Origin of the sequence: Streptomyces sp. NPDC093111 (assembly GCF_040683955.1) — a bacterium.
Classification (GTDB): Bacteria; Actinomycetota; Actinomycetes; order Streptomycetales; family Streptomycetaceae; genus Streptomyces.
In genome coordinates this window covers 227,659-248,774 of sequence record NZ_JBFBNW010000014.1, presented here as the reverse complement: position 1 = coordinate 248,774, position 21,116 = coordinate 227,659, and the positions used below count along the sequence as shown (strand labels likewise).

The following is a 21,116-nucleotide window of genomic DNA, read 5'->3' as shown; positions in this document are numbered from 1 at the left end:
AAAGGCGGGGCAGGACGAGGGGAGTCGAGCTCAGGCACTCACGGACGTGCGGAAGTGAAGGCGCCGCGGGAGAACAGCACGCGGACAGGAGCAAGCAGGGGGTCGGCTCAACAGGAAGAGGACCACACGCGACCGAAGTCGATGTGGGAGCGCGTGACCAGCCACTGCTGCGAATACATGGCCCAAGTGGAACAGGCATCCGTTTCCCCGTCAACCGTGATGAGACGAACGGCTCACACTCCGGACGGACTTGACAGCACTCCGTGCCCGCCGACTACGTTGAAGAGGCGGACCGTGCTGAGGGGCTCGGGCCGCGGCTCACCGCGCGTGAAGGCGCACTCCCGTGTTCGATCCGTCTCTGGCATCCACGGAGCCTTCGCCATGTCCGCGATCCTCACCAAGACCCCCGTCACCGCCCCGCCCGACACCGAACCGGCGCCGCGCATCGTCCCCGCCCGCCGCACCGGCCAGTGGACCGCCGCCGCGGCCGTCCTCGTCCTCGTCGCGCTCGGCCTCGTCTCCGTCGCCACCAACCGCGCCTTCCAATGGGACGTGGTCGGGGCCTACTTCACCTCCACGTCCGTGCTGCGCGGCCTCGGCCTCACCCTGTGGCTGACCGCCCTCGTGATGGCCCTCGGCTTCGTCCTCGGCACCCTGCTCGCCGTCATGCGGCTCTCCGACAACCCCGTGCTGCGCGCCGTGAGCTGGGGATACGTCTGGTTCTTCCGGTCCACGCCGATCCTGGTCCAGCTGCTGTTCTGGTTCAACATCGGCGTGCTCTACCCGACGATCCTCGGCGTCCACACCGTCAACCTCCTCGGGCCCGTCTCCGTCGCCGTCATCGGCCTCACCCTCCACGAGGCCGCCTACGCCGCCGAGGTCGTCCGCGGCGGGATCCTCTCCGTCGACCGCGGCCAGATCGAGGCCGCCCAGTCCCTCGGCCTCGGACGCGGCCGCCGGCTCACCCGGATCGTGCTGCCGCAGGCCATGCGCGCCATCGTCCCGCCCGCCGGGAACATGCTCATCGGCACCCTCAAGGGCACCTCGATCGTCTCCGTCATCGCCGTGCAGGACCTGCTCTACTCCGTCCAGCTCGTCTACCACGCCACCTACCAGGTCATCCCGCTGCTCCTGGTCGCCACCCTCTGGTACGTCCTGGTCACCTCCGTCCTCAGCGTCGGACAGCACTACGTCGAGCGGCACTACGCCCGCGGTACGGCGGGTGCCCGATGAACCGCCCGGACACCGCACGCCGCTCGCTCGTCGTCGTCGGCGCCGGCCCCCGCGGCACCGGCTTCCTCGAACGGCTCGCCGCCAACCTGCCCGAGCTGTACGGGGACCACCCCCTCGACCTGCACCTCGTCGACCCGCACCCGGCCGGCGGCGGCCGGATCTGGCGCACCTCCCAGTCCCCGCTGCTCTGGATGAACTCCCAGGCCGAGGACGTCACCATGTTCACCGACGAGACCGTCACCATCGACGGCCCCGTACGGCCCGGACCCACCCTCGCCGAATGGGCCGGCCTCGACGGCCGCAGCTTCCCCAGCCGCCCCCAACAGGGCGCCTACCTCCGCTGGTTCTACGAGCGGGCCCGCGCCGCGCTCCCGCCCTCCGTCACCGTCCACGAGCACCCCACCACCGCGCTGCGCGTCACCGGACCCCGCGACGGCCGCCAGCGCGTCTGGCTCGACGGCCACGCCGTGCCGCTCACCGCCGACCTCGTCGTCCTCGCCCTCGGACACCTCGACGCCCACCCCGACGCCGACCAACGCGCACTCACCGACTTCGCCGCCCGGCACGGACTCGTCCACCTGCCGCCCGACTTCACCGCCGACACCGACCTGTCCGCGCTGGCCGCCGGCGCACCCGTCCTGGTCCGCGGCTTCGGCCTCGCCTTCATCGACCTCATGGTGCTCCTCACCGAGGGCCGCGGCGGCACGTACGAAGAGCACGGCGACCGGCTCGTCTACCGCCCGTCCGGCCGCGAGCCCGTGCTCCACGTCGGCTCGCGGCGGGGCGTCCCGTACCACTCCAAGATCGGCTACGAGCTCGACGGCGAGCACCCCCCGCTGCCCCGCTTCTTCGGCCCCGCCGAGGTCGACGCGCTGCTCGCCAGGACCGGCCCCCTGGATTTCCGGCGGGACGTGTGGCCGCTCGTCGAGAAGGAGCTCGGCTGGGCCCACTACCACCGCCTGTTCGCCGCGCACCCCGAGCGGACCGGCGTCGCCTGGACCGACTTCGAGGAGAAGTACACCGCCGCCGCCCCCCGCTCACCCGAACTCGACGCGCTGGTCGCCGCCGCCGTGCCCGACCCGGCCGACCGGCTCGACCTGGACGCCCTCGACCACCCGCTCGCCGGAGTGACGCACCGCACCGGCGACGCCCTCCAGGACGGGCTGCGCCGCTACATAGCCGCCGACCTCGACCGCCGCCACGACCCCGCGCACAGCCCCGACCTGGCCGTCTTCGGCGCCGTGCTCTCCGTCTACGGGCAGCTCCTGCGCCTCGGCGACCTCGGCGACCCGAGCAACTGGTGGCACGGCTTCTTCAGCTACCTCGCCTCCGGCCCGCCCGGCCCCCGGCTGCGCCGGCTGCTCGCCCTCTCCGACGCCGGACTCGTCCGCTTCCTCGGCGCGGACGTCACCGTCGAGACCGACGAGGAACGGGGCGTCTTCCGCGCCTCCTCCGCGAGCGTGCCGGGGGAGTGGACCGAGGCCCGCGCCCTCGTCGAGGCCCGGCTGCCCGACCCCACCCTGAAGCGCACCGGCAGCCCCCTGCTGCGCGCCCTGTACGAGGACGGCGCCCGCGCCACCGACGCCGGGCTGCTCGCCGTCGACCCCGACGACGGACGGGTCCTGGGCCGCGACGGACGCCCGCACCCGCGGCACTTCGCGCTCGGACCGCACACCACCGCCCGGGCGGGCGGCGCCTTCACCCGGCCGCGCACCGGCGGCTTCGCCTTCCGGCAGAACGACCGGACCGCCCGGACCGCGCTCGCGCTGCTGCGCGACCTGTCCTGTACGGCGCCCGCACCGGAGCCCGAGGCCGTACCGGAGGCGGTGCCCGCGCGCTGAGCGCGGGCCCCCGTTCCGACCGTTCCCCGCGCCCCGGCAGTCCCGGCAGCCCTGGCAGTCCTGTCTGCCCCGGCAGCCCCGCCTGCCTCGTCCGTCCCTCCGCACCTCCCGCCCTCCTCTCGTACCGAGGTACGCCCATGTCTCTCACCAGTGATCCACCGGTCGACGCGCCGCCGCGGCCGGCCGCCGCGACCGACGGCGCGGACCCCGCCGTCCTCAAGGTGGTGCCCGTACGGCACCCCTGGCGCTGGGTCGCGGTCGTCGCCACCGCCGTCGTCCTCGCCCAGTTCCTCAACGGCCTGATCACCAACCCCGGCTGGGAGTGGGACGTCTTCGCCCGCTTCTTCACCGCCGACGCCATCCTCAAGGCCGTCTGGGTCACCCTCCAGCTCACCTTCTACGGCACCGCCCTCGGCTTCGCCCTCGGGATCGTGCTCGCGTTCATGCGCCTGTCCGCGAGCCCCTTCCTCAAGGCGGTCGCCTTCGGCTACATCTGGGCCTTCCGGTCGATCCCGCTCATCGTCCAGCTGCTCTTCTGGTTCAACCTGGCCTACCTCTACAAGGAGCTCAGCCTCGGCATCCCGTTCGGGCCGCGCTTCTTCTCCTTCGACACCATGGGCCTGGTCGGCGCGATGAGCGCCGCCGTCCTCGGCCTGGCGCTGCACCAGGCGGCGTACGCGGCGGAGATCGTCCGCGGCGGCGTCCTCGCCGTCGACGGCGGCCAGCTGGAGGCGGCGGCCTCGCTCGGCATCCCGCGGCTGCGACAACTGCGCCGGATCGTGCTGCCGCAGGCCATGCGCTCGATCCTGCCCAACGCCGCCAACGAGATCATCTCGCTCTTCAAGGGCACCTCGATCGTCTCCGTGATGGCGATCGGCGAGCTCTTCTACCAGGTCCAGGTCGTCTACGGCCGCAACGGGCGGGTCGTCCCGCTCCTGATGGTCGCCACCGCCTGGTACATCCTCCTCACCACGGCGCTCTCCATCGTCCAGCACTACGTCGAACGTCACTACGCGAAGGGGAGCACCCGATGAGCACCGCCGCACCCGACACCGCCGCACCCGAGAGCAAGGTCCGGATCCGTTCCGTACGCAAGAGCTTCGGCGCCCTGGAGGTCCTGCGCGGCATCGACCTCGACGTGCGCCCCGGCGAGGTCACCGTCATCCTCGGCCCCTCGGGCTCCGGCAAGTCCACGCTCCTGCGGACCATCAACCACCTGGAGAAGGTCGACAGCGGCTCCATCAGCGTCGACGGCACCCTGGTCGGCTACCGCCGCTCCGGCGACAAGCTGTACGAGCTGCGCGAGCGCGAGATCCTCCGGCAGCGCACCCGGATCGGCTTCGTCTTCCAGAACTTCCACCTCTTCCCGCACCTCACCGTCCTGGAGAACATCGTCGAGGCGCCGGTCTCCGCCCTCAAGCGCCCGCGCAAGGAAGCCGAGTTGGCCGCCCTGACGCTGCTCGAACGGGTCGGGCTCGCCGACAAGGCCCACGCCTACCCCAAGCAGCTCTCCGGCGGACAGCAGCAGCGGGTCGCCATCGCCCGCGCGCTCGCCCTCGAACCGAGCCTGCTGCTCTTCGACGAGCCGACCTCCGCGCTCGACCCCGAGCTGGTCGGCGAGGTGCTCGACGTCATCAAGGACCTGGCCGCCTCCGGCACCACCATGATCGTCGTCACCCACGAGATCGGCTTCGCCCGCGAGGTCGCCGACACGGTCGTCTTCATGGACGAGGGCCGGATCGTCGAACAGGGCCCGCCGGCCGAGGTGCTGGAGAACCCCCGGCACGAGCGCACCCGCGCCTTCCTCTCCAAGGTCCTCTGACCCTTCCCGCCCTTCCTCCCCGCCCCTTCCCGACCTTCCCTGCCCTCTGACCTTCCCCGACCTCCCCCGACAGAAGGAGTCCCGTCATGTCCGTACGCCGTCGTCCGCTCGCCGTCGCGCTCGCCTCGCTCACCGCCCTCGCCTCGCTCACCGCCTGCGGTGCCAGTGACGTCGCCACCGACCAGGTCGCGCCCAAGGGCCAGAAGGGCGCGGGCAGCTCGATCAACCTCGGCCCGGACCAGAAGCGCGTCCACACCGCCAAGGTCGACGCCATCGCCGCCAAGCTGCCGGAGGCCGTGCGCAAGCGCGGCACGCTCTCCCTGGGGGTCTCCACCGGCAGCGCCCCGCCGCTCGGCTTCTACGCCACCGACGACAGAACCCTCATCGGCGTCGAGCTCGACATCGCCACCCTGGTCGCCGACACCCTCGGCGTGAAGCCGGAGTTCGACGCCGTCTCCTGGGAGAACCTCTTCGTCGGCCTGGACAGCGGCAAGTTCGACGGCGTCTTCTCCAACGTCACCGTGACCGAGGAGCGCAAGGACAAGTACGACTTCGCCACCTACCGCCTGGACGACCTGGCCTTCGAGGCGAAGAAGGGCACGGGCTGGAAGGTGAAGGGCGCGGCCGACGTGGCCGGCAAGTCCATCGCGGTCGGCTCCGGCACCAACCAGGAGAAGATCCTGGTCGACTGGAGCAAGGAGAACGAGAAGGCGGGCCGCAAGCCGGTCGACATCAAGTACTTCCAGAACGTCTCCGACTACTACCTGGCCCTCCAGTCGGGCCGCATCGACGCCTACCTCGGGCCCAACCCGAGCGCCGCGTACCACGTGGCCGCCGCCGGCCAGACGGAGATCGTCGGCAAGTTCTCCGGGGCCGGCGCGGGGCTCCAGGGCAAGATCGCCGCCACCACCAAGAAGGACAGCGGCCTCGTCGCCGCCTACGCCGCCGCGCTGGACCACGTCATCCAGAACGGCACCTACGGGCAGGTCCTGAAGCGCTGGGGGCTGAGCAGCGAGGCCGTGGCCGCCTCGGAGATCAACCCGCCCGGCCTGCCCCGGACCGAGAACTGACCCGGTATGGAAAGGTTTCCCACCATGAGCACGGACACATCGCAGGACCGGCAGGACTGGCAGGACTGGCACGAGCGGCGCGAGGCGGCGGTCGCCTCGACCTACGGGCCGCTCTCGCTGACGGGTACGTACTGGCTCTCGGACTTCCCGGAGGGGCGAATTCCGGCCGTTCCCGGTGAGTGGCGGGCGGAGGACGACGAGGTGGTCCTCACCGCCGGCGCCGAGGACGCGGTCACGGTGGACGGCAAGCCGCTGACCGGCAGCGTCCGGCTCACCGCGGACCACGGCCCGATCCACGAGTCACGAGTCGAGGCGGCCGGCCGACGGCTCGTCGTGCTGCGCCGCGAAGGGGAGTGGGCCGTACGGGACTTCGACCCCGGCTCGGAGGCGCGGCGCGCGTTCCGGGGCATCGAGGCCACCCCGTACGACGAGGCGTGGGTACGGCCGGGCGTCTTCCGCCCGTACGCCGAGGACCGGCACGTGCGGGTGGAGAACGCGGACGGCAAGCAGCGCGGGCTCGGTCTCGCCGGCGAGCTCGTCTTCGACCTGCACGGAGCCGAGCACACCCTCCAGGTGGCCGTGGAGGAGGACGGCACGCTCTGGGCGGTCTTCGCGGACGCCACCAGCGGGCGGGACAGCTACCGCTTCCGCTTCCTGCGGCCGCCGGCCCCGGCGGCGGACGGCTCGGTGACGGTGGACCTCAACCGGGTGCTGCTGCCGCCGTGCGCGTTCGCCGCGCACTTCATCTGCCCCTTCCCGCCGCCGGGGAACACGCTGGACACGGCGGTCGCGGCGGGGGAGCGGCGGCTGGTCGAGGGCTGACCGGGGACCGGCCGGGACCGGGCCGGGCCGGGCCGGACGGGCGGGCGGTACCAGGGGCGAACGCGCCCCGGGTGCCGCCTGTCCGCGTGTCCGGGGCCGTGTCCGGGGCCGGGTCGGCTCGGCTCGGCTCGGCTTGGGAAGCGTGATCGACGGGCTCCTCAACTCCCTTCCGTACAGCGTCAGTTGAAGGATGTACGGCCGAAAGGAGCCCTTGCGGCGTGAAGCGGTACGGCCGGAGACTCCCCCACAGCGCCGGCCCTGGGCCGCGCCTCACGGGTCCGGCACCCCACTGCGGACCCCCGATTCCCCTCTGGAGGAACGAAAAGTGAGGATCAAGCGCACCACCCCCACGAGAAACATCCGGATGCTCGCCGTCGCGACCGGCCTCGCCGCCGCCGCGGCGTTCGCCGTCCCCGCCGCGAACGCCGACTCCGCCGCCTCGACGGGCACCTTCAGCGCCCCCCAGCTCACCGCCGCGAGCGACGCCGTCCTCGCGGCCGACGTCGCGGGCACCGCCTGGCGCGTCGACCCGGCCACGAAGACGGTGGTGGTCACCGTCGACTCCACCGTCTCGCAGGCCGACATAGCCAGGATCAAGCGCCAGGCCGGAGCCAACGCGGGCGCGCTGCGCGTCGAGCGCACCGCGGGCAGGTTCAACAAGCTGATCTCCGGCGGCGACGCCATCTACGCGAGCAGCTGGCGCTGCTCGCTCGGCTTCAACGTCAAGGACAGCGCGGGCAACGACTACTTCCTCACCGCCGGCCACTGCACCGACGGCGCGACCACCTGGTGGTCGAACTCCGCGCACACCACCGTCCTCGGCAGCACGGCCGGGTCCAGCTTCCCGACCAACGACTACGGGATCGTGCGCTACACCAACACCTCGGTGACCAAGTCCGGGACGGTCGGCAGCGTCGACATCACCAGCGCCGCCAACGCCACGGTCGGCATGTCCGTCACCCGCCGCGGCTCCACCACCGGCATCCACAGCGGCACGGTCACCGGTCTCAACGCCACCGTGAACTACGGCGGCGGCGACATCGTCTACGGCATGATCCAGACCAACGTCTGCGCCGAGCCGGGCGACTCCGGCGGCCCGCTCTACTCCGGCAGCCGCGCCATCGGCCTCACCTCGGGCGGCAGCGGCAACTGCAGCTCCGGCGGCACCACGTTCTTCCAGCCGGTGACCGAGGCCCTGAGCGCCTACGGGGTCAACGTCTTCTAGGTCCCGCGCCTTCCAGGTTCTTCCGGTGCCCTCGGCGGACGCGTCGGGGGCACCCCCTTCCAAGATCTTGTGAATCCATTCACAAAGGGACTTCCGGCCCTGTCCCAGGGGTCTTTCATCGCATCTTTTCGCAGGTCACCGGGTGTCGAATGGGAGGTGAAGAAAAAAGCACGGGACCAAGAAGGAGTGCCTGCCATGGAGGCCAAGGAGATGGTGGACGGACTCGTCCAGGCGGCCCTCGCCGCCCTCGACCGGTTCGAGACCCTCGACCAGGAGCAGGTCGACCACATCGTGAAGAAGGCCTCGCTCGCCGCCCTGAGCGCGCACGGCGAGCTCGCCCGCCTCGCCGTCGAGGAGACCGGTCGCGGCCTCTTCGAGGACAAGGCCGTCAAGAACCTCTTCGCCTGCGAGCACGTCACCCACTCGATGGCCGGGCTGAAGACCGCCGGCGTCATCCGCCGCGACGAGCTGAACGGCATCACCGAGATCGCCGAGCCCGTCGGCGTCGTCTGCGCGATGACCCCCGTCACCAACCCGACCTCGACGACGATCTTCAAGGCGCTGATCGCGCTGAAGACCCGTAACCCCATCGTCTTCGCCTTCCACCCCTCCGCGCAGAAGTGCTCGGCGGAGGCCGCCCGGATCGTCCGCGACGCCGCCGTCGAGGCCGGCGCGCCCGCCGACTGCGTGCAGTGGATCGAGGAGCCGTCCATGGCGGCCACCGGTGAGCTGATGAACCACGAGGGCGTCTCCACCATCCTCGCCACCGGCGGCAACGCGATGGTCAGGGCCGCCTACTCGTGCGGCAAGCCCGCCCTCGGCGTCGGCGCCGGCAACGTGCCCGCCTACGTCACCAAGGACGCCAAGCTCCAGCGCGCGATCCACGACATCGTGCTCTCCAAGGCCTTCGACAACGGCATGATCTGCGCCTCCGAGCAGGCCGTCGTCCTCGACCAGGAGGTGTACGAGCAGGGCATCGCCGAGTTCGAGCGGCTCGGCGCCTACGTCGTCACCGCCGCCGAGAAGACCAAGCTGGAGGAGTACGTCTTCGGCACCACCGCCTACGGCACCAACTGCGGCGGCGCCAAGCTCAACGCGGCGGTCGTCGGCAAGTCCCCCCGGTGGATCGCCGAGCAGGCCGGCTTCGAGGTCCCGGAGGGCACCTCGATCCTCCTCGCCGAGTGCGCCGAGGTCGGCGAGAACGAGCCCCTCACCCGCGAGAAGCTCTCCCCGATCCTGGCCGCCCTCAAGGCCGACTCCACCGAGCACGGCCTCGACCTGGCCGCCCGCATGGTCGAGTTCCACGGCCTCGGGCACAGCGCCGCCATCCACACCGAGGACGAGGCGCTGGCCGAGGAGTTCGGCAAGCGCGTCAAGGCGATCCGGGTCATCGTCAACGCCCCCTCCACCTTCGGCGGCATCGGCGACGTCTACAACGCCTTCCTCCCCTCCCTCACCCTCGGCTGCGGCTCGTACGGGCACAACTCGGTCTCCAACAACGTGACCGCGGTCAACCTGATCAACGTCAAGCGGATCGGACGGCGCAACACCAACATGCAGTGGTACAAGATCCCGCCGAAGATCTACTTCGAGCGCAACGCCATCCGCTACCTCGGCGAGATGGAGGGCGTCCGCAGGGTCACGATCGTGACCGACAAGACCATGGGCGCCATCGGCTTCGTCCAGAAGGTCACCGACATCCTCAACGGGCGCGCCGAGCCGGTGACGATCCAGGTCATCGACAACGTCGAGCCCAACCCGGAGCTCGCCACCGTCCGCGCCGGCGCCGCCGCCATGCGGGACTTCGGACCGGACACCATCGTGGCCCTCGGCGGCGGCTCGCCGATGGACGCGGCGAAGATCATGTGGCTGATGTACGAGCGGCCCGAGGTCGAGTTCGCGGACACCAAGGAGAAGTTCTTCGACATCCGCAAGCGCGCCTACCGCTTCCCGAAGCTGGGCGAGAAGGCGAAGCTGGTCGCGATCCCGACCACCTCGGGCACGGGCAGCGAGGTCACCCCGTTCGCGGTCATCTCCGACCCCGAGGCGGCGCAGAAGTACCCGCTCGCCGACTACGCGCTCACCCCGGACGTGGCCATCGTCGACCCGGTGCTGCCGCTGAACCTCCCGCCGACGGTGACCGCCGACTCCGGCTTCGACGCCCTGACCCACGCCACCGAGGCGTACGTCTCGGCCTACGCCAACGACTTCACCGACGGCCAGTGCCTCCAGGCCATCAAGCTGATCTTCGAGAACCTGGAGACCTGCGTGACGGAGGGCGGCAAGGCGCCCGAGGCCCGCGAGAAGATGCACAACGCGTCCACCATCGCCGGCATGGCCTTCGCCAACGCCTTCCTCGGCCTGGTGCACGCCATGGCCCACACCCTCGGCAACACCTTCCACGTGGCCCACGGGCGCACCAACGCCCTGCTGCTCCCGCACGTGATCCGGTACAACGGCACCGTCACCCACAAGGCCGTGCCGTGGCCGAAGGCCGAGGTCTACCGCGCCCCCGAGCGGTTCCAGGAGATCGCCCGGACGCTCGGCCTGCCGGCCGCGACCCCGGAGGAGGGCGTGGAGTTCTACGCCCGCGCGATCGAGGAGCTGCGCGCCAAGTGCGGCATCCCGGCCTCCTTCCAGGAGGAGGGCGTCGACGAGGCGGCCTTCCTGGAGGCCCTGCCCCAGCAGGCGATGAACGCCTACGCCGACCAGTGCGCGCCCGCCAACCCGCGGATGCCGATGATCGACGACATGAAGGCGCTGATGACCCGGGCGTACTACGGGAAGTAGCACCGGTGACCCGGGCGTACTACGGGAAGTAACACCGGTGACCCGGGCGTACCACGGGAAGTGGCGCCGGTGATCAGGTAAGGGGAAGGGCCCCTGGTCGTGACGACCGGGGGCCCTTCCGTGTGCCGGGTCCGCGCTACGGGCGTACCTCGTCGAGCTCCCCGGCGATCGGGTCCGGCTCGGGCTTGCGCTTCAGCGTGGACATCACCACCGTGACGACCGAGCCGACCACCGCCCAGGCGGAGAGGACCAGCAGGGAGCCGGTGACGTCGTTGCCCTTGAAGTAGGCGATCGAGCGGGCCACCCAGGTGCCGGCGCCCGGTGGCAGGGCCGGGCCGATCGCGTTCCAGAACGGTGGCAGCATCGGCAGCGGGAAGGCGCCGCCCGCGCTGGGATTGCCCGCGACCACGATGAGCAGGATCGCCAGGCCGATGCCCACGATCCCGAAGAGCGACTGCAGGGCCAGCGTGGTCGCGCCGACGGCGAAGACCACCAGGGTGCCCAGGCCCCACAGGGCGGGGATGCTGCCGGGCAGGGCGTCCAGGATGGGGCCGACGATGATCGCGCCACCGAGACCGCCGAGGACCGAGTAGAGCGCGAGCACCCCGAGCCGGATGATCGCCCGCTCCAGGTTGGCGGGCCGCGACCCGGAGCTGATCGCCAGGATCGCGGCGCAGATGTAGCCGCCGACGCACCAGCCGACGACCAGGTAGAAGGCGGAGAGCCCGTCGAAGTCCTTCGGGGAGGCCGGGGCCACGTCGACGGTCCGCACCGTGCGGCCCTGGGGCGCTTCGAGCGCCGTGAACATCTTCTCCAGGGTGGAGGAGAGCACGGTGCCGCCGCCAGAGGCGACGAGCAGGGTGTCCGTGCGGCCGGCCGGGTCGACGATCAGGGCCCCGTCGATCTCCCGGTTCACGATCTGGTCCCGGGCCGCGTCCGCGCTCGCCACCGTCCGCGGGTCGAGCGGGTCGCCGGGCAGCTTCTCCAGCCGTCCCGTCAGGGTGGCGGTGACCGGCTGCGGGGCGACCACGCCGAAGGGGACGTCCCTCGGCTTGGGATCGTGCAGGGCCCCGACGTACGAGGCGATGAACAGCATCTGGAGGGCGAAGACGCCCACGACCAGCAAGGCTGCCCGGGGGGTGACGGCGCTCTTCAGTTCGTCGACGAGGGTCATGCCCCCCAGGCTCGTGGCAACGGGGTGTCGTCGCAGGTGGGAGAGGCCCGAACGGGTTATCGTACGGATGTTCGAAAATGAGCTACGCTGGGATCGAGGGGGTGGGAACGTACGTACGAATGAGATGCGGGAGGTGTGGCGATGCCGGGGTTCACGCACCTGCACACCGCGTCGGGCTTCTCCCTGCGCTACGGCGCCTCCCACCCCGCCCGCCTGGCCGAGCGCGCCGCCGAGCGGGGCATGGACGCCCTCGCTCTGACCGACCGCGACACCGTCGCCGGCGTCGTCCGCTTCGCCAAGGCCTGCGCGACGGCCGGCGTACGCCCCCTGTTCGGCGCGGACCTGGCCTACGCCCCGGCCCCCGGCCCGCCGGACACCACCACCGCCGCCGCCCGCGGCTCCGCGCGGCGCGTGCCCGTACGGGGCGGCGCCTTCGTCGACGAGTCCGCGCCCCGCGCCGTCTTCCTCGCCCGCTCCCGCGCCGGCTGGGCCGCGCTCTGCGCCCTCGTCACCGCCGCCCACGCCCGGCCGGGGGAGGGGCCGCCGGTGCTGCCCTGGACCGCCGGGACCGCCGCCGGACCCTCGGGGCCGGGCGCCGACGACGGGCTCTTCGTGCTGCTCGGGCCCGCCTCCGACGTCGGGCGCGCCCTCGTCGCCGGCCGCCCCGACCGGGCCGCCCGGCTGCTCGTGCCCTGGCGCGAGCGGTACGGGGACGCCCTGCGCCTGGAGGTCGTCCCGCACGGGCTCCCCGGCACCGGCCCCGGCTCGCTGCGGCTCGCCGCCCGCACCGTCGGCTTCGCCGCCGAACAGGGCGTCCGGCCCGTCCTCGGCAACGAGGTCCGCTACGCCGACCCCGGCCAGGGCCCCGTCGCCGACGTCCTCGACTCCGCCCGCCGGCTCGTCCCCGTCGACCCCCGCGGCGCCGGGCTCGACGGCGGGGAGGGCTGGCTCAAGGACGCCGGCGCCATGCGGGCCGCCGCCGAGCGGACCGTCGAGGCCGCGGGCTTCCGCCGCGAGGCCGCGCACCGGCTCCTGGAACACACCGCGGCCGTCGCCGCCGGGTGCCTGGTCGACCCCGAGGACGACCTCGGCATGGGCTCCGCGCACTTCCCCGAGCCGCGGCTCGTCGGCGCCGCCCACCGCACCGCCCAGCGGGTGCTCGCCTCCCGGGCCGCCGCCGGCATGGTCCTGAAGGGGTACGAGAAGCGGCGCGGCCACTGGGAGCGAATGCACCGGGAGCTCGACGTCATCGCCCACCACGGCTTCGCCGGCTACTTCCTGACGGTCGCCCAGGTCGTGGAGGACGTCCGGGGGATGGGCATCCGGGTGGCCGCCCGCGGCTCCGGCGCCGGCTCCCTCGTCAACCACCTCCTCGGCATCGTCCACGCCGACCCGGTCGAGCACGGCCTGCTGATGGAACGCTTCCTCTCCAAACGCCGCACCGCGCTGCCCGACATCGACATCGACGTGGAGTCCGCCCGCCGCCTGGAGGTCTACCGGGCGATCCTCGACCGCTTCGGCGCCGAACGGGTCGCCGCCGTCGCCATGCCCGAGACCTACCGGGTCCGCCACGCCGTACGGGACGTGGGCGCCGCCCTGTCCATGGACCCGGCCGACATCGACCGGATCGCCAAGGCCTTCCCGCACATCCGCGCCCGGGACGCCCGCGCCGCCCTGGACGAACTGCCCGAGCTACGCGGGCTGAAGGCCGAACTCCGGGGCCGGGAACGGTTCTGGACGCTGGTCGAGGCGCTCGACGCGCTGCCCCGCGGCATCGCCATGCACCCCTGCGGGGTGCTCCTCTCGGACGCCTCGCTGCTCACCCGCACCCCCGTCGTCCCCACCAGCGGCGAGATCCCCCAGGGCCCGGAGGGCACCGGCGGTTCCCCCATGCCCATGGCCCAGTTCGACAAGGAGGACGTGGAGGACCTCGGCCTGCTCAAGCTCGACGTCCTCGGGGTGCGGATGCAGTCCGCGATGGCGCACGCCGTCGCCGAGGTCGGGCGCGCCACCGGCACCCGCCCGGACCTCGACGCCGTCCCGCCCGGCGACCCCGACACGTACCGGCTCATCCGCTCCACCGAGACGCTGGGCTGCTTCCAGATCGAATCGCCCGGCCAGCGCGACCTGGTGGGCCGGCTCCAGCCGGAGACCTTCCACGACCTCGTCGTCGACATCTCGCTCTTCCGGCCGGGCCCGGTCGCCGCCGACATGGTCCGCCCCTTCATCGAGGCCCGGCACGGCCGCGCGCCGGTCCGCTACCCGCACCCCGACCTGGAGGGGACGCTGAAGGAGACCTACGGTGTCGTCGTCTTCCACGAGCAGATCATCGAGATCGTCGGCATCATGACCGGCTGCGGCCTGGACGAGGCCGACCAGGTGCGCCGCGGGCTCTCCGATCCCGAGTCGCAGGGGCGGATCAGGATCTGGTTCGCCGAGCGGGCCGGGCGCCGGGGGTACGCCCCCGAGGTGGTCGCCCGCACCTGGGAGATCGTCGAGGCCTTCGGCTCGTACGGCTTCTGCAAGGCGCACGCGGTGGCCTTCGCCGTGCCGACCTACCAGTCGGCCTGGCTCAAGGCCCACCACCCGGCCGCCTTCTACGCCGGGCTGCTCACCCACGACCCCGGCATGTACCCGAAGCGGCTGCTGCTCGCGGACGCCAGGCGGCGCGGGGTGCCCGTGCTGCCGCTGGACGTGAACCGGTCCGCGGTCGCCCACCGTATCGAACTGGTGTCCGAGGGCCCGGCGGTGTGGGGCCTCCGGCTCGGCCTCACCGACGTCCACGGCATCAGCGAGGCCGAGGGCGCCCGCATCGAGACCGGCCGCCCCTACGCCTCCCTCCTCGACTTCTGGGAGCGGGCCCGCCCGCGCAAACCCGTCGCCGAACGCCTCGCCCAGGTCGGCGCGCTCGACGCCTTCGGCGCCAACCGCCGCGACCTGCTCCTGCACCTGACCGAACTCCACCGCCTCCAGCGCGGAACCGCCTCCTACGGCGGACAGCTCCCGCTCGCCCAGGGCAACAGGACCGCCCCCGTCGGCCTGCCCGACCTCGACGAGTCCGAACGCCTCAGCGCCGAACTCGGCATCCTCGGCATGGACGCCTCCCGCCACCTCATGGACGACCAGCGGACCTTCCTGCGTGAACTCGGCGTCGTCTCCGCCCGGCGACTGCGCTCCGCCCCGCACGGACAGACCGTCCTGGTCGCCGGCGCCAAGGCCGCCACCCAGACGCCGCCGATCCGCTCCGGCAAGCGGGTCATCTTCACCACCCTCGACGACGGCACCGGCCTGGTCGACCTCGCCTTCTTCGACGACTCCCACGAACGCTGCGCCCACACCGTCTTCCACTCCTGGCTGCTGCTCGTCCGGGGCGTGGTGCAGCGCCGCGGCCCGCGCAGCCTCAGCGTGGTCGGCTCCGCCGCCTGGAACCTCGCCGAACTGGCCGAACTGCGGGCGAACGGCGGCCTGCCGGCGGTCGGGGAACGCCTGTCGGAACAGCCGGGGGACCCTTCCGCCGACGGGACCGCCGACGTAGCCGAGGCCACCGGATCCGCCGACACCGGCCGGCGCATCACCCTGTCCACCGGCTACGAGATGAACCCCTGGGCCGACCTCCGGCCCGCCGGGGAGGGCGCCGCGACACCGGCGCGGAAACTGTGGCACAGCAGCCCCGGGAGCGCCGGATGATCCTCTGCGTACGGTTCCGGCTCGAACCCCCGGGGGAGGTGACGCTCCCCCGACTCATCGCCCTCCTCACGGAGTTCACCCCGGTGGTCGAGGCGACCCCGCACGGCGAGATGCTCGCCGACGTGCGCGGCGCGGCGCGCTACTTCGGCTGGAGCCCGGCCGAGCTCGCCTCGGTCATCCGGGTCAGGGCGCTCGCCCTGTACGGGGTGGACTGCGTCATCGGCGCCGGGCCCAACCCGATGCTGGCCCGGATGGCCGCCCGCGAGGCCCGGCCCGGCGTCACCCTGGTCGTCGAGGACCCGGCGGACTTCCTGCGGGACCGCCCGGTCGTCGCGCTGGACGGCGTCGGCCGCGCCACCGCCCGTACCCTCTGCGGCTACGGCCTCGACTCGGTCGGCCGGGTCGCGGACGCGCCGCTCGCCGTGCTCCAGCGGCTCGTCGGCGCCAAGGCCGGCCGCGAGCTGTGGGAACGGGCCCGGGGCATCGACCGCACCCCCGTCGTCCCCGGCGAGCTCTCCAGGTCGCTGGCCGCCGAACGCTCCTTCCCGCACGACGAACTGGACCCGGCCGAACAGCGCAGGGCACTGCTCTCGCTCACCGAGGAACTGGGCGCCCGGATGCGGACGGAGGGCCAGGTGTGCCGCTCCCTGACCGTCACCGTGCGGTACGCCGACCGCAGCACCTCCGGCCGGACCCGCACCCTGCGCGAACCGACCGCCCACTCGGCCGCGCTCACCGCCCTCGCGTACGCGGTCCACACCTCCTTCGCGCTCCAGCGCGCCCGGGTACGGGGCATCGCCCTGCGCGCCGAGGGTCTGGAACCGGCCGAAGGCGCCGCGCGCCAGCTGACCTTCGACCCGGCGGACGAGAAGGCGCGCCGGATCGAGGCGGTGGCGGACCGGGCCCGGGCGAAGTACGGCCCCCGGGCGGTACTGCCGGGCTCGCTGGCGGCTTGAGACGCACCCGGCGCACCCGCCGCACACCTGCCGCGCACCCGACGGGGACACGCCAGTTTTTACTGACGCGTAACTTCCCAGTCGACGCTACCCGTGCGTAGCTTGACGGAAGCGCATCCCCACTTGTGGTCCGGACCGCAGGGCGTACCGCATCCCCCTTCCCTTGAGCCGCAAGGAGATCGCCCGATGCTGCCCCGGACCTCCCGGACCCCCTGGAAGCACGCCGTCAGAGCGCTGGCCGTGCTCCTGCTGACCGCCGCCGCCACCCTCGCCCCCACCGCCGCCGCGCAGGCCGGCACCGCCCCGAGCCGGGGCTGGAACGACTTCTCCTGCAAGCCCTCGGCCGCTCATCCCCGCCCGGTCGTCCTCGTGCACGGCACCTTCGGCAACGCCGTCGACAACTGGCTGGGCCTGGCGCCCTACCTGGTCGACCGCGGCTACTGCGTCTTCTCGCTCGACTACGGGCAACTGCCCAACGTGCCGCTCTTCCACGGCCTCGGCCCGGTCGACAAGTCGGCCGCGCAGCTCGACACGTACGTCGACCGGGTCCTCGCCGCGACGGGCGCCCGGAAGGCGGACCTCGTCGGGCACTCGCAGGGCGGCATGATGCCCCGCTACTACCTGAAGTTCCTCGGCGGCGCGCAGAAGGTCAACGCGCTCGTCGGCATCGCTCCGGACAACCACGGCACGACGCTCAACGGCCTCACCAAGCTGCTGCCGTACTTCCCGGGCGCCGAGGACCTGCTGTCGGCGTCGACCCCGGGACTCGCCGACCAGATCGCCGGCTCCGCGCTCCTCACCAAGCTGAACGCGGGCGGCGACACGGTGCCCGGCGTGAGGTACACGGTCATCGCCACCCGTTACGACGAGGTCGTCACCCCGTACCGCTCCGGCTTCCTCGACGGGCCGAACGTCGACAACATCGTGCTCCAGGACCTGTGCGCGCTCGACCTGGCGGAGCACGTGGCGATCGGGACGGTGGACCGGGTCGTCTTCCACGAAGTGGAGAACGCCCTCGACCCGGCCCACGCGACCCCGACCACCTGCCTGTCCGTGATCGGCTAACGGACAGAACGACGCCGGGCCGTGGCGAACAGCACGACCGCCCCGAGCCCCAGCACGGCGGCGCCGCCCACCGCCAGGTACGAGGTGGCGGCGTCGCCCCCGGTCTCGGCCAGCGCGTCACCCCCGGCCCCGCCCGCGGAAGCGGGCGCGGGCGCCGGGGCGGCGGCCGCGGAGGACCCGGCAGGCGCCGGCGCTTCCCCGCCCTGCGCACCCTTCCCGCCCTGCCCGCCCTGAGCCCCGTGCCCGGCGTGCCCGGAGTGCCCCGCCGTGGGCGGCGCGTCGGTGGGTGCGGCGGCGGTCGGCGCGGGCGACCCCGGCGACGAAGCGGAATCCGCCCCGAACACGACGTCCGAGCAGGTGTAGAACGCCTCGGGGGAGTCGGACCGCTGCCAGATCGAGTAGATGAGGTGGCGCCCGGACTTCTTCGGCACCGTGCCCTTGAACACGTAGTCGCCGGCGGTCATCCCGGGATCGGTCACCGTGACGAACGGCTTCGCCTCCAGGTCGGACCACTTCAGCGGCTTGGCCGGGTCGTACCCGTCCTTCGTCACGTACAGCGCGAACGACCCCTTGTGCGGGGCGGTCCCCTTGTACCGGAACGTGTGCTCACCGGACGCCATCTTGCTCGCCGGCCAGTCCGCCCGCGCGAGGTCGAGCCCCCGGTACTTGTCGTTCCCGGCGCTGCACAGCTTCCCGTCCGGAATGATCTGCCGGCTCCGCCCGCCGGCGTCCCCGATGTTCACCCCGTTCCAGTCGTACAGCGGCTGCGTCCCACCGGCCGCCACGACCGCCTTGCACGCCGCCGACTTGGGGCTCTCCGGCCCCTCCGCGTAACAGGCCGCGACCCGGCTCACCGGATCGGTCATCGACCCGTGCGCGAAAGCGGGCGCGGACCCGATCCCGGCCAGCACCAGAACGGCGGAGGCGGTGACGACCGGAGCGACGGCCGTACGGAGAGAGGTCATGGGGGGACAACTCCTTCACGAGGGTGGGGATGTGGGGGGTTGCCCAGCAAACTAGCCCTCGCCGAACGGATATCCGGGGGTTCCGACGGCCGGGGGGCGATCTTTATGGTCGTGTTAAGGGGCCTCTAAGCGGGGCCACAGGCACGCCTCAGCCCACCCGTCGGTAGCGCCGTTCCGGGCGGCCCGTGCCGCCGTAGCGGAGGGTGATCTCGGCGCGGCCGGTTTCCGCGAAGTACTCCAGGTAGCGGCGGGCGCTGACGCGGGAGAGGGAGCCGGCCTCGGCGCATTCGGTGGCCGAGAGGCCCTCCGGGTGGGCGCGCAGGATCGTGTCGACCAGTTCCGCGGTGGGGGCGGCCAGGCCCTTGGGGAGTTCGCGGGAGCCGCGCGGGCGGGTGCCGAAGATCTGGTCCACGTCCTCCTGACGGGCCTCCGCCGCCGACAGTTCGGCGAGGCGGCTGCGGAGCGAGGCCACATGGCGCAGCTGCTCCTGGAGGGCGGCCTGGTTGAACGGCTTGATGAGGTAGTGCAGGGCCCCGGCGCGCAGCGCCGCGCGGATGGTGTCCACGTCCCGCGCGGCCGTGATGAACAGCGCGTCCGTCGCGAGCCCCGCGGCCCGCAGTTCGCGCAGCACCGCGATCCCGTCCATGTCCGGCAGGAAGATGTCGAGCAGCAGCAGATCGGGGCGGAGCGCGTGCGCCGCGCGCAGTGCCTCCGCGCCGCCGTGGGCGACGCCCACGACGGAGAAGCCCGGCACCGCCGACACATAGCGGCAGTGCAGCTTGGCCACCATGAAGTCGTCGTCGACCACCAGCACGTTCGTCACGCGGCCAACGTAGGGCGCGACCACAAGGACCACAACGTCCGTTGGTTGCGGAAGAGAGACAGCTTGTTCACGCGCGGGCAACATGTGGGCCACCTCACACCCCCATCCCTCCCTACCGAGAGGCGGCTCACGTGCGGCTCAGCACTCCGCTCGCCCTGTTCGGGGCGGCGCTGCTCGTGCTCGTGGGACCCCCGCTGCTCAGCACCGGCAGCGGCTCCGACACCGGCACGCAGATACCCGGCCTGCGCATCATGGTCCCCAACACACCCGGCGGCGGCTACGACATCACCGCCCGCACCGCGGCCAAGAACGCCGAGGAGGCCGGGCTCACCACCGACATCGAGGTCTTCAACCTGCCCGGCGCGGGCGGCACCGTCGGCCTCACCCGGCTCGTCGGCGAACACGGCAACGGCCGGCTCGCCATGTCCATGGGCCTCGGCGTCGTCGGCGCCGTCCACACCAACAAGACCCCGAAGACCCTCGCCGACACCACCCCGATCGCCCGGCTCACCATGGAGCAGGACATCGTCGTGGTCGGCAAGGACTCCCCGTACCGCACCATTCAGGACCTGCTCGCCGCCTGGAAGAAGGACCCGGGCAAGCTGCCCGTCGGCGGCGGCTCCTCGCCCGGCGGCCCCGACCACCTCGCGCCCATGCTGATGGCGCAGGCCGCCGGCATCCCGCCGAAGGACGTCAACTACGTCCCCTTCGACGGCGGCGGCGAACTCCTCGCCTCCATCCTCGGCGACAAGGTCGCCTTCGGTGTCTCCGGCGTCGGCGAGTACCTCGACCAGATCAAGGCCGGCGAGCTGCGCCTGCTCGCCGTCACCGGCGCCGAGCGGGTCCCCGGCCTCGACGCCCCCACCCTCCGCGAGGCCGGGCTCGACACCGAGTTCATCAACTGGCGCGGGATCGTCGCCCCGCCCGGCCTCTCCGACGCCGAACGCGACAAGCTGGTCGTCCTCGTCACCAAGCTCCACGAGTCCCCGCAGTGGCAGGCGTCCCTGAAGACCCACGGCTGGAACGACGCCTTCCTGCCCGGCGACCGGTTCGGCACCTTCCTCACCGAACAGGACCGCCGCGTCGCCTCCGTACTGAAGGAGCTCGGACTGTGACCACCACGACCCCCGGCACCGCCCCCGCCCCGCGCCGGTCCTGGCTGCGCGAGCACTCCGAGCTCGGCGTCGGCCTCATCCTGCTCGCCCTCGGCGTCCTGGTCCTCACCGACGCCCTCACCATGCCCGTGGACCTCGGGCAGCGCGGCCCCGTCGGCCCCCGCACCGTCCCCCTGGTCGTCGGCACCGGCCTGCTCCTCGTCGCCGTCCTCCTCACCGTCGACGTCCTGCGCGGCGGCAGAGGCGAGGCCGAGGGAGGCGAGGACGTCGACCTGTCCGAACCCGGCGACTGGCGCACCGTCCTCCTCCTCGCCGGCGTCTTCCTCGGCTTCGCCGTCCTCATCGGCCCGGCCGGCTTCCCCGTCGCCGGCGCCCTGCTCTTCTGGGGCGCGGCCTACGCCCTCGGCAGCCGCCACCTGACCCGCGACCCGCTGATCGCCGCCGCCCTCTCCCTGCTCACCTACGTCGTCTTCGACAAGCTGCTCGGCGTCCCGCTGCCCGGCGGCCCGCTGATGGGAGTGCTCTGAC

At 72.5% G+C, this 21,116-nt stretch carries 16 protein-coding genes; 13 read left to right on the top strand and 3 right to left on the bottom strand.

The annotated features are described in order from the left end of the window. The first annotated feature begins 381 nt into the window (after positions 1 to 381). The 8 genes from AB0Q96_RS25575 (at position 382) to adhE (ending at position 10,803) form a co-directional block, all read left to right on the top strand. Positions 382 to 1,233 carry an amino acid ABC transporter permease gene (locus AB0Q96_RS25575; RefSeq protein WP_365329269.1) on the top strand — a complete coding sequence of 284 codons (852 nt, stop codon included), beginning with the start codon at positions 382 to 384 and terminating at the stop codon, positions 1,231 to 1,233. Then, positions 1,230 to 3,074: an FAD/NAD(P)-binding protein gene (locus AB0Q96_RS25570; protein WP_365329267.1), complete on the top strand. Its 1,845-nt coding sequence runs from the start codon at positions 1,230 to 1,232 to the stop codon at positions 3,072 to 3,074. The genes AB0Q96_RS25575 and AB0Q96_RS25570 overlap by 4 nt, the downstream gene beginning before the upstream one ends. A gap of 137 nt (positions 3,075 to 3,211) precedes the next feature. Next, positions 3,212 to 4,108, top strand: coding sequence for an amino acid ABC transporter permease (locus AB0Q96_RS25565; RefSeq protein ID WP_365329265.1), 897 nt, complete (start codon positions 3,212 to 3,214; stop codon positions 4,106 to 4,108). Then, positions 4,105 to 4,896: an amino acid ABC transporter ATP-binding protein gene (locus AB0Q96_RS25560; RefSeq protein WP_365329263.1), complete on the top strand. Its 792-nt coding sequence runs from the start codon at positions 4,105 to 4,107 to the stop codon at positions 4,894 to 4,896. The genes AB0Q96_RS25565 and AB0Q96_RS25560 overlap by 4 nt, the downstream gene beginning before the upstream one ends. Positions 4,897 to 4,982: 86 nt before the next feature. Beyond that, complete coding sequence (locus AB0Q96_RS25555) at positions 4,983 to 5,966, top strand: ABC transporter substrate-binding protein (RefSeq protein WP_365329260.1); 984 nt, start codon at positions 4,983 to 4,985, stop codon at positions 5,964 to 5,966. Positions 5,967 to 5,990: 24 nt separating this feature from the next. Beyond that, entirely contained in the window at positions 5,991 to 6,788 is a 798-nt protein-coding gene (locus AB0Q96_RS25550; RefSeq protein ID WP_365329258.1) for a DUF1684 domain-containing protein, read from the top strand. 325 nt (positions 6,789 to 7,113) lie between these two features. After that, on the top strand, positions 7,114 to 8,013 hold the full coding sequence (locus tag AB0Q96_RS25545; protein WP_365329256.1) for a S1 family peptidase: 900 nt from the start codon (positions 7,114 to 7,116) through the stop codon (positions 8,011 to 8,013). 195 nt (positions 8,014 to 8,208) lie between these two features. Further along, positions 8,209 to 10,803 carry a bifunctional acetaldehyde-CoA/alcohol dehydrogenase gene (gene adhE, locus AB0Q96_RS25540; RefSeq protein WP_365329254.1) on the top strand — a complete coding sequence of 865 codons (2,595 nt, stop codon included), beginning with the start codon at positions 8,209 to 8,211 and terminating at the stop codon, positions 10,801 to 10,803. A gap of 136 nt (positions 10,804 to 10,939) precedes the next feature. Here adhE and AB0Q96_RS25535 read toward each other — a convergent pair whose 3' ends face one another. Beyond that, positions 10,940 to 11,977, bottom strand: coding sequence for a DUF3533 domain-containing protein (locus AB0Q96_RS25535; protein ID WP_365329253.1), 1,038 nt, complete (start codon positions 11,975 to 11,977; stop codon positions 10,940 to 10,942). A gap of 141 nt (positions 11,978 to 12,118) precedes the next feature. Between AB0Q96_RS25535 and AB0Q96_RS25530 the strand changes: the two genes are divergently transcribed. The 3 genes from AB0Q96_RS25530 to AB0Q96_RS25520 all read left to right on the top strand — a co-directional run bounded on the left by AB0Q96_RS25530 (position 12,119) and on the right by AB0Q96_RS25520 (position 17,685). Then, complete coding sequence (locus tag AB0Q96_RS25530; RefSeq protein WP_365329251.1) at positions 12,119 to 15,664, top strand: DNA polymerase III subunit alpha; 3,546 nt, start codon at positions 12,119 to 12,121, stop codon at positions 15,662 to 15,664. Further along, positions 15,661 to 16,620: a hypothetical protein gene (locus AB0Q96_RS25525; protein WP_365329399.1), complete on the top strand. Its 960-nt coding sequence runs from the start codon at positions 15,661 to 15,663 to the stop codon at positions 16,618 to 16,620. Before AB0Q96_RS25530 ends, AB0Q96_RS25525 begins: the two co-directional genes overlap by 4 nt. Before the next feature lie 186 nt (positions 16,621 to 16,806). Next, positions 16,807 to 17,685 (top strand): alpha/beta fold hydrolase, encoded by an 879-nt coding sequence (locus tag AB0Q96_RS25520; RefSeq protein WP_365329249.1) that lies wholly within the window; start codon positions 16,807 to 16,809, stop codon positions 17,683 to 17,685. On the opposite strand, the gene AB0Q96_RS25515 is transcribed toward AB0Q96_RS25520, so the two are convergent. Then, entirely contained in the window at positions 17,682 to 18,650 is a 969-nt protein-coding gene (locus tag AB0Q96_RS25515) for a lytic polysaccharide monooxygenase (RefSeq protein WP_365329247.1), read from the bottom strand. The genes AB0Q96_RS25520 and AB0Q96_RS25515 overlap by 4 nt on opposite strands. 148 nt (positions 18,651 to 18,798) lie before the next feature. Continuing rightward, positions 18,799 to 19,473, bottom strand: a complete 675-nt coding sequence (locus AB0Q96_RS25510) for a response regulator (RefSeq protein ID WP_365329244.1) — start codon at positions 19,471 to 19,473, stop codon at positions 18,799 to 18,801. A 131-nt stretch (positions 19,474 to 19,604) separates the two neighbouring features. Here AB0Q96_RS25510 and AB0Q96_RS25505 point away from each other — a divergent pair, with 131 nt between their 5' ends. Together AB0Q96_RS25505 and AB0Q96_RS25500 are read left to right on the top strand one after the other, a co-directional pair. After that, positions 19,605 to 20,588: a tripartite tricarboxylate transporter substrate binding protein gene (locus AB0Q96_RS25505; RefSeq protein ID WP_365329241.1), complete on the top strand. Its 984-nt coding sequence runs from the start codon at positions 19,605 to 19,607 to the stop codon at positions 20,586 to 20,588. Beyond that, positions 20,585 to 21,115: a tripartite tricarboxylate transporter TctB family protein gene (locus AB0Q96_RS25500; RefSeq protein ID WP_365329239.1), complete on the top strand. Its 531-nt coding sequence runs from the start codon at positions 20,585 to 20,587 to the stop codon at positions 21,113 to 21,115. Before AB0Q96_RS25505 ends, AB0Q96_RS25500 begins: the two co-directional genes overlap by 4 nt. Position 21,116 lies beyond the last annotated feature (1 nt).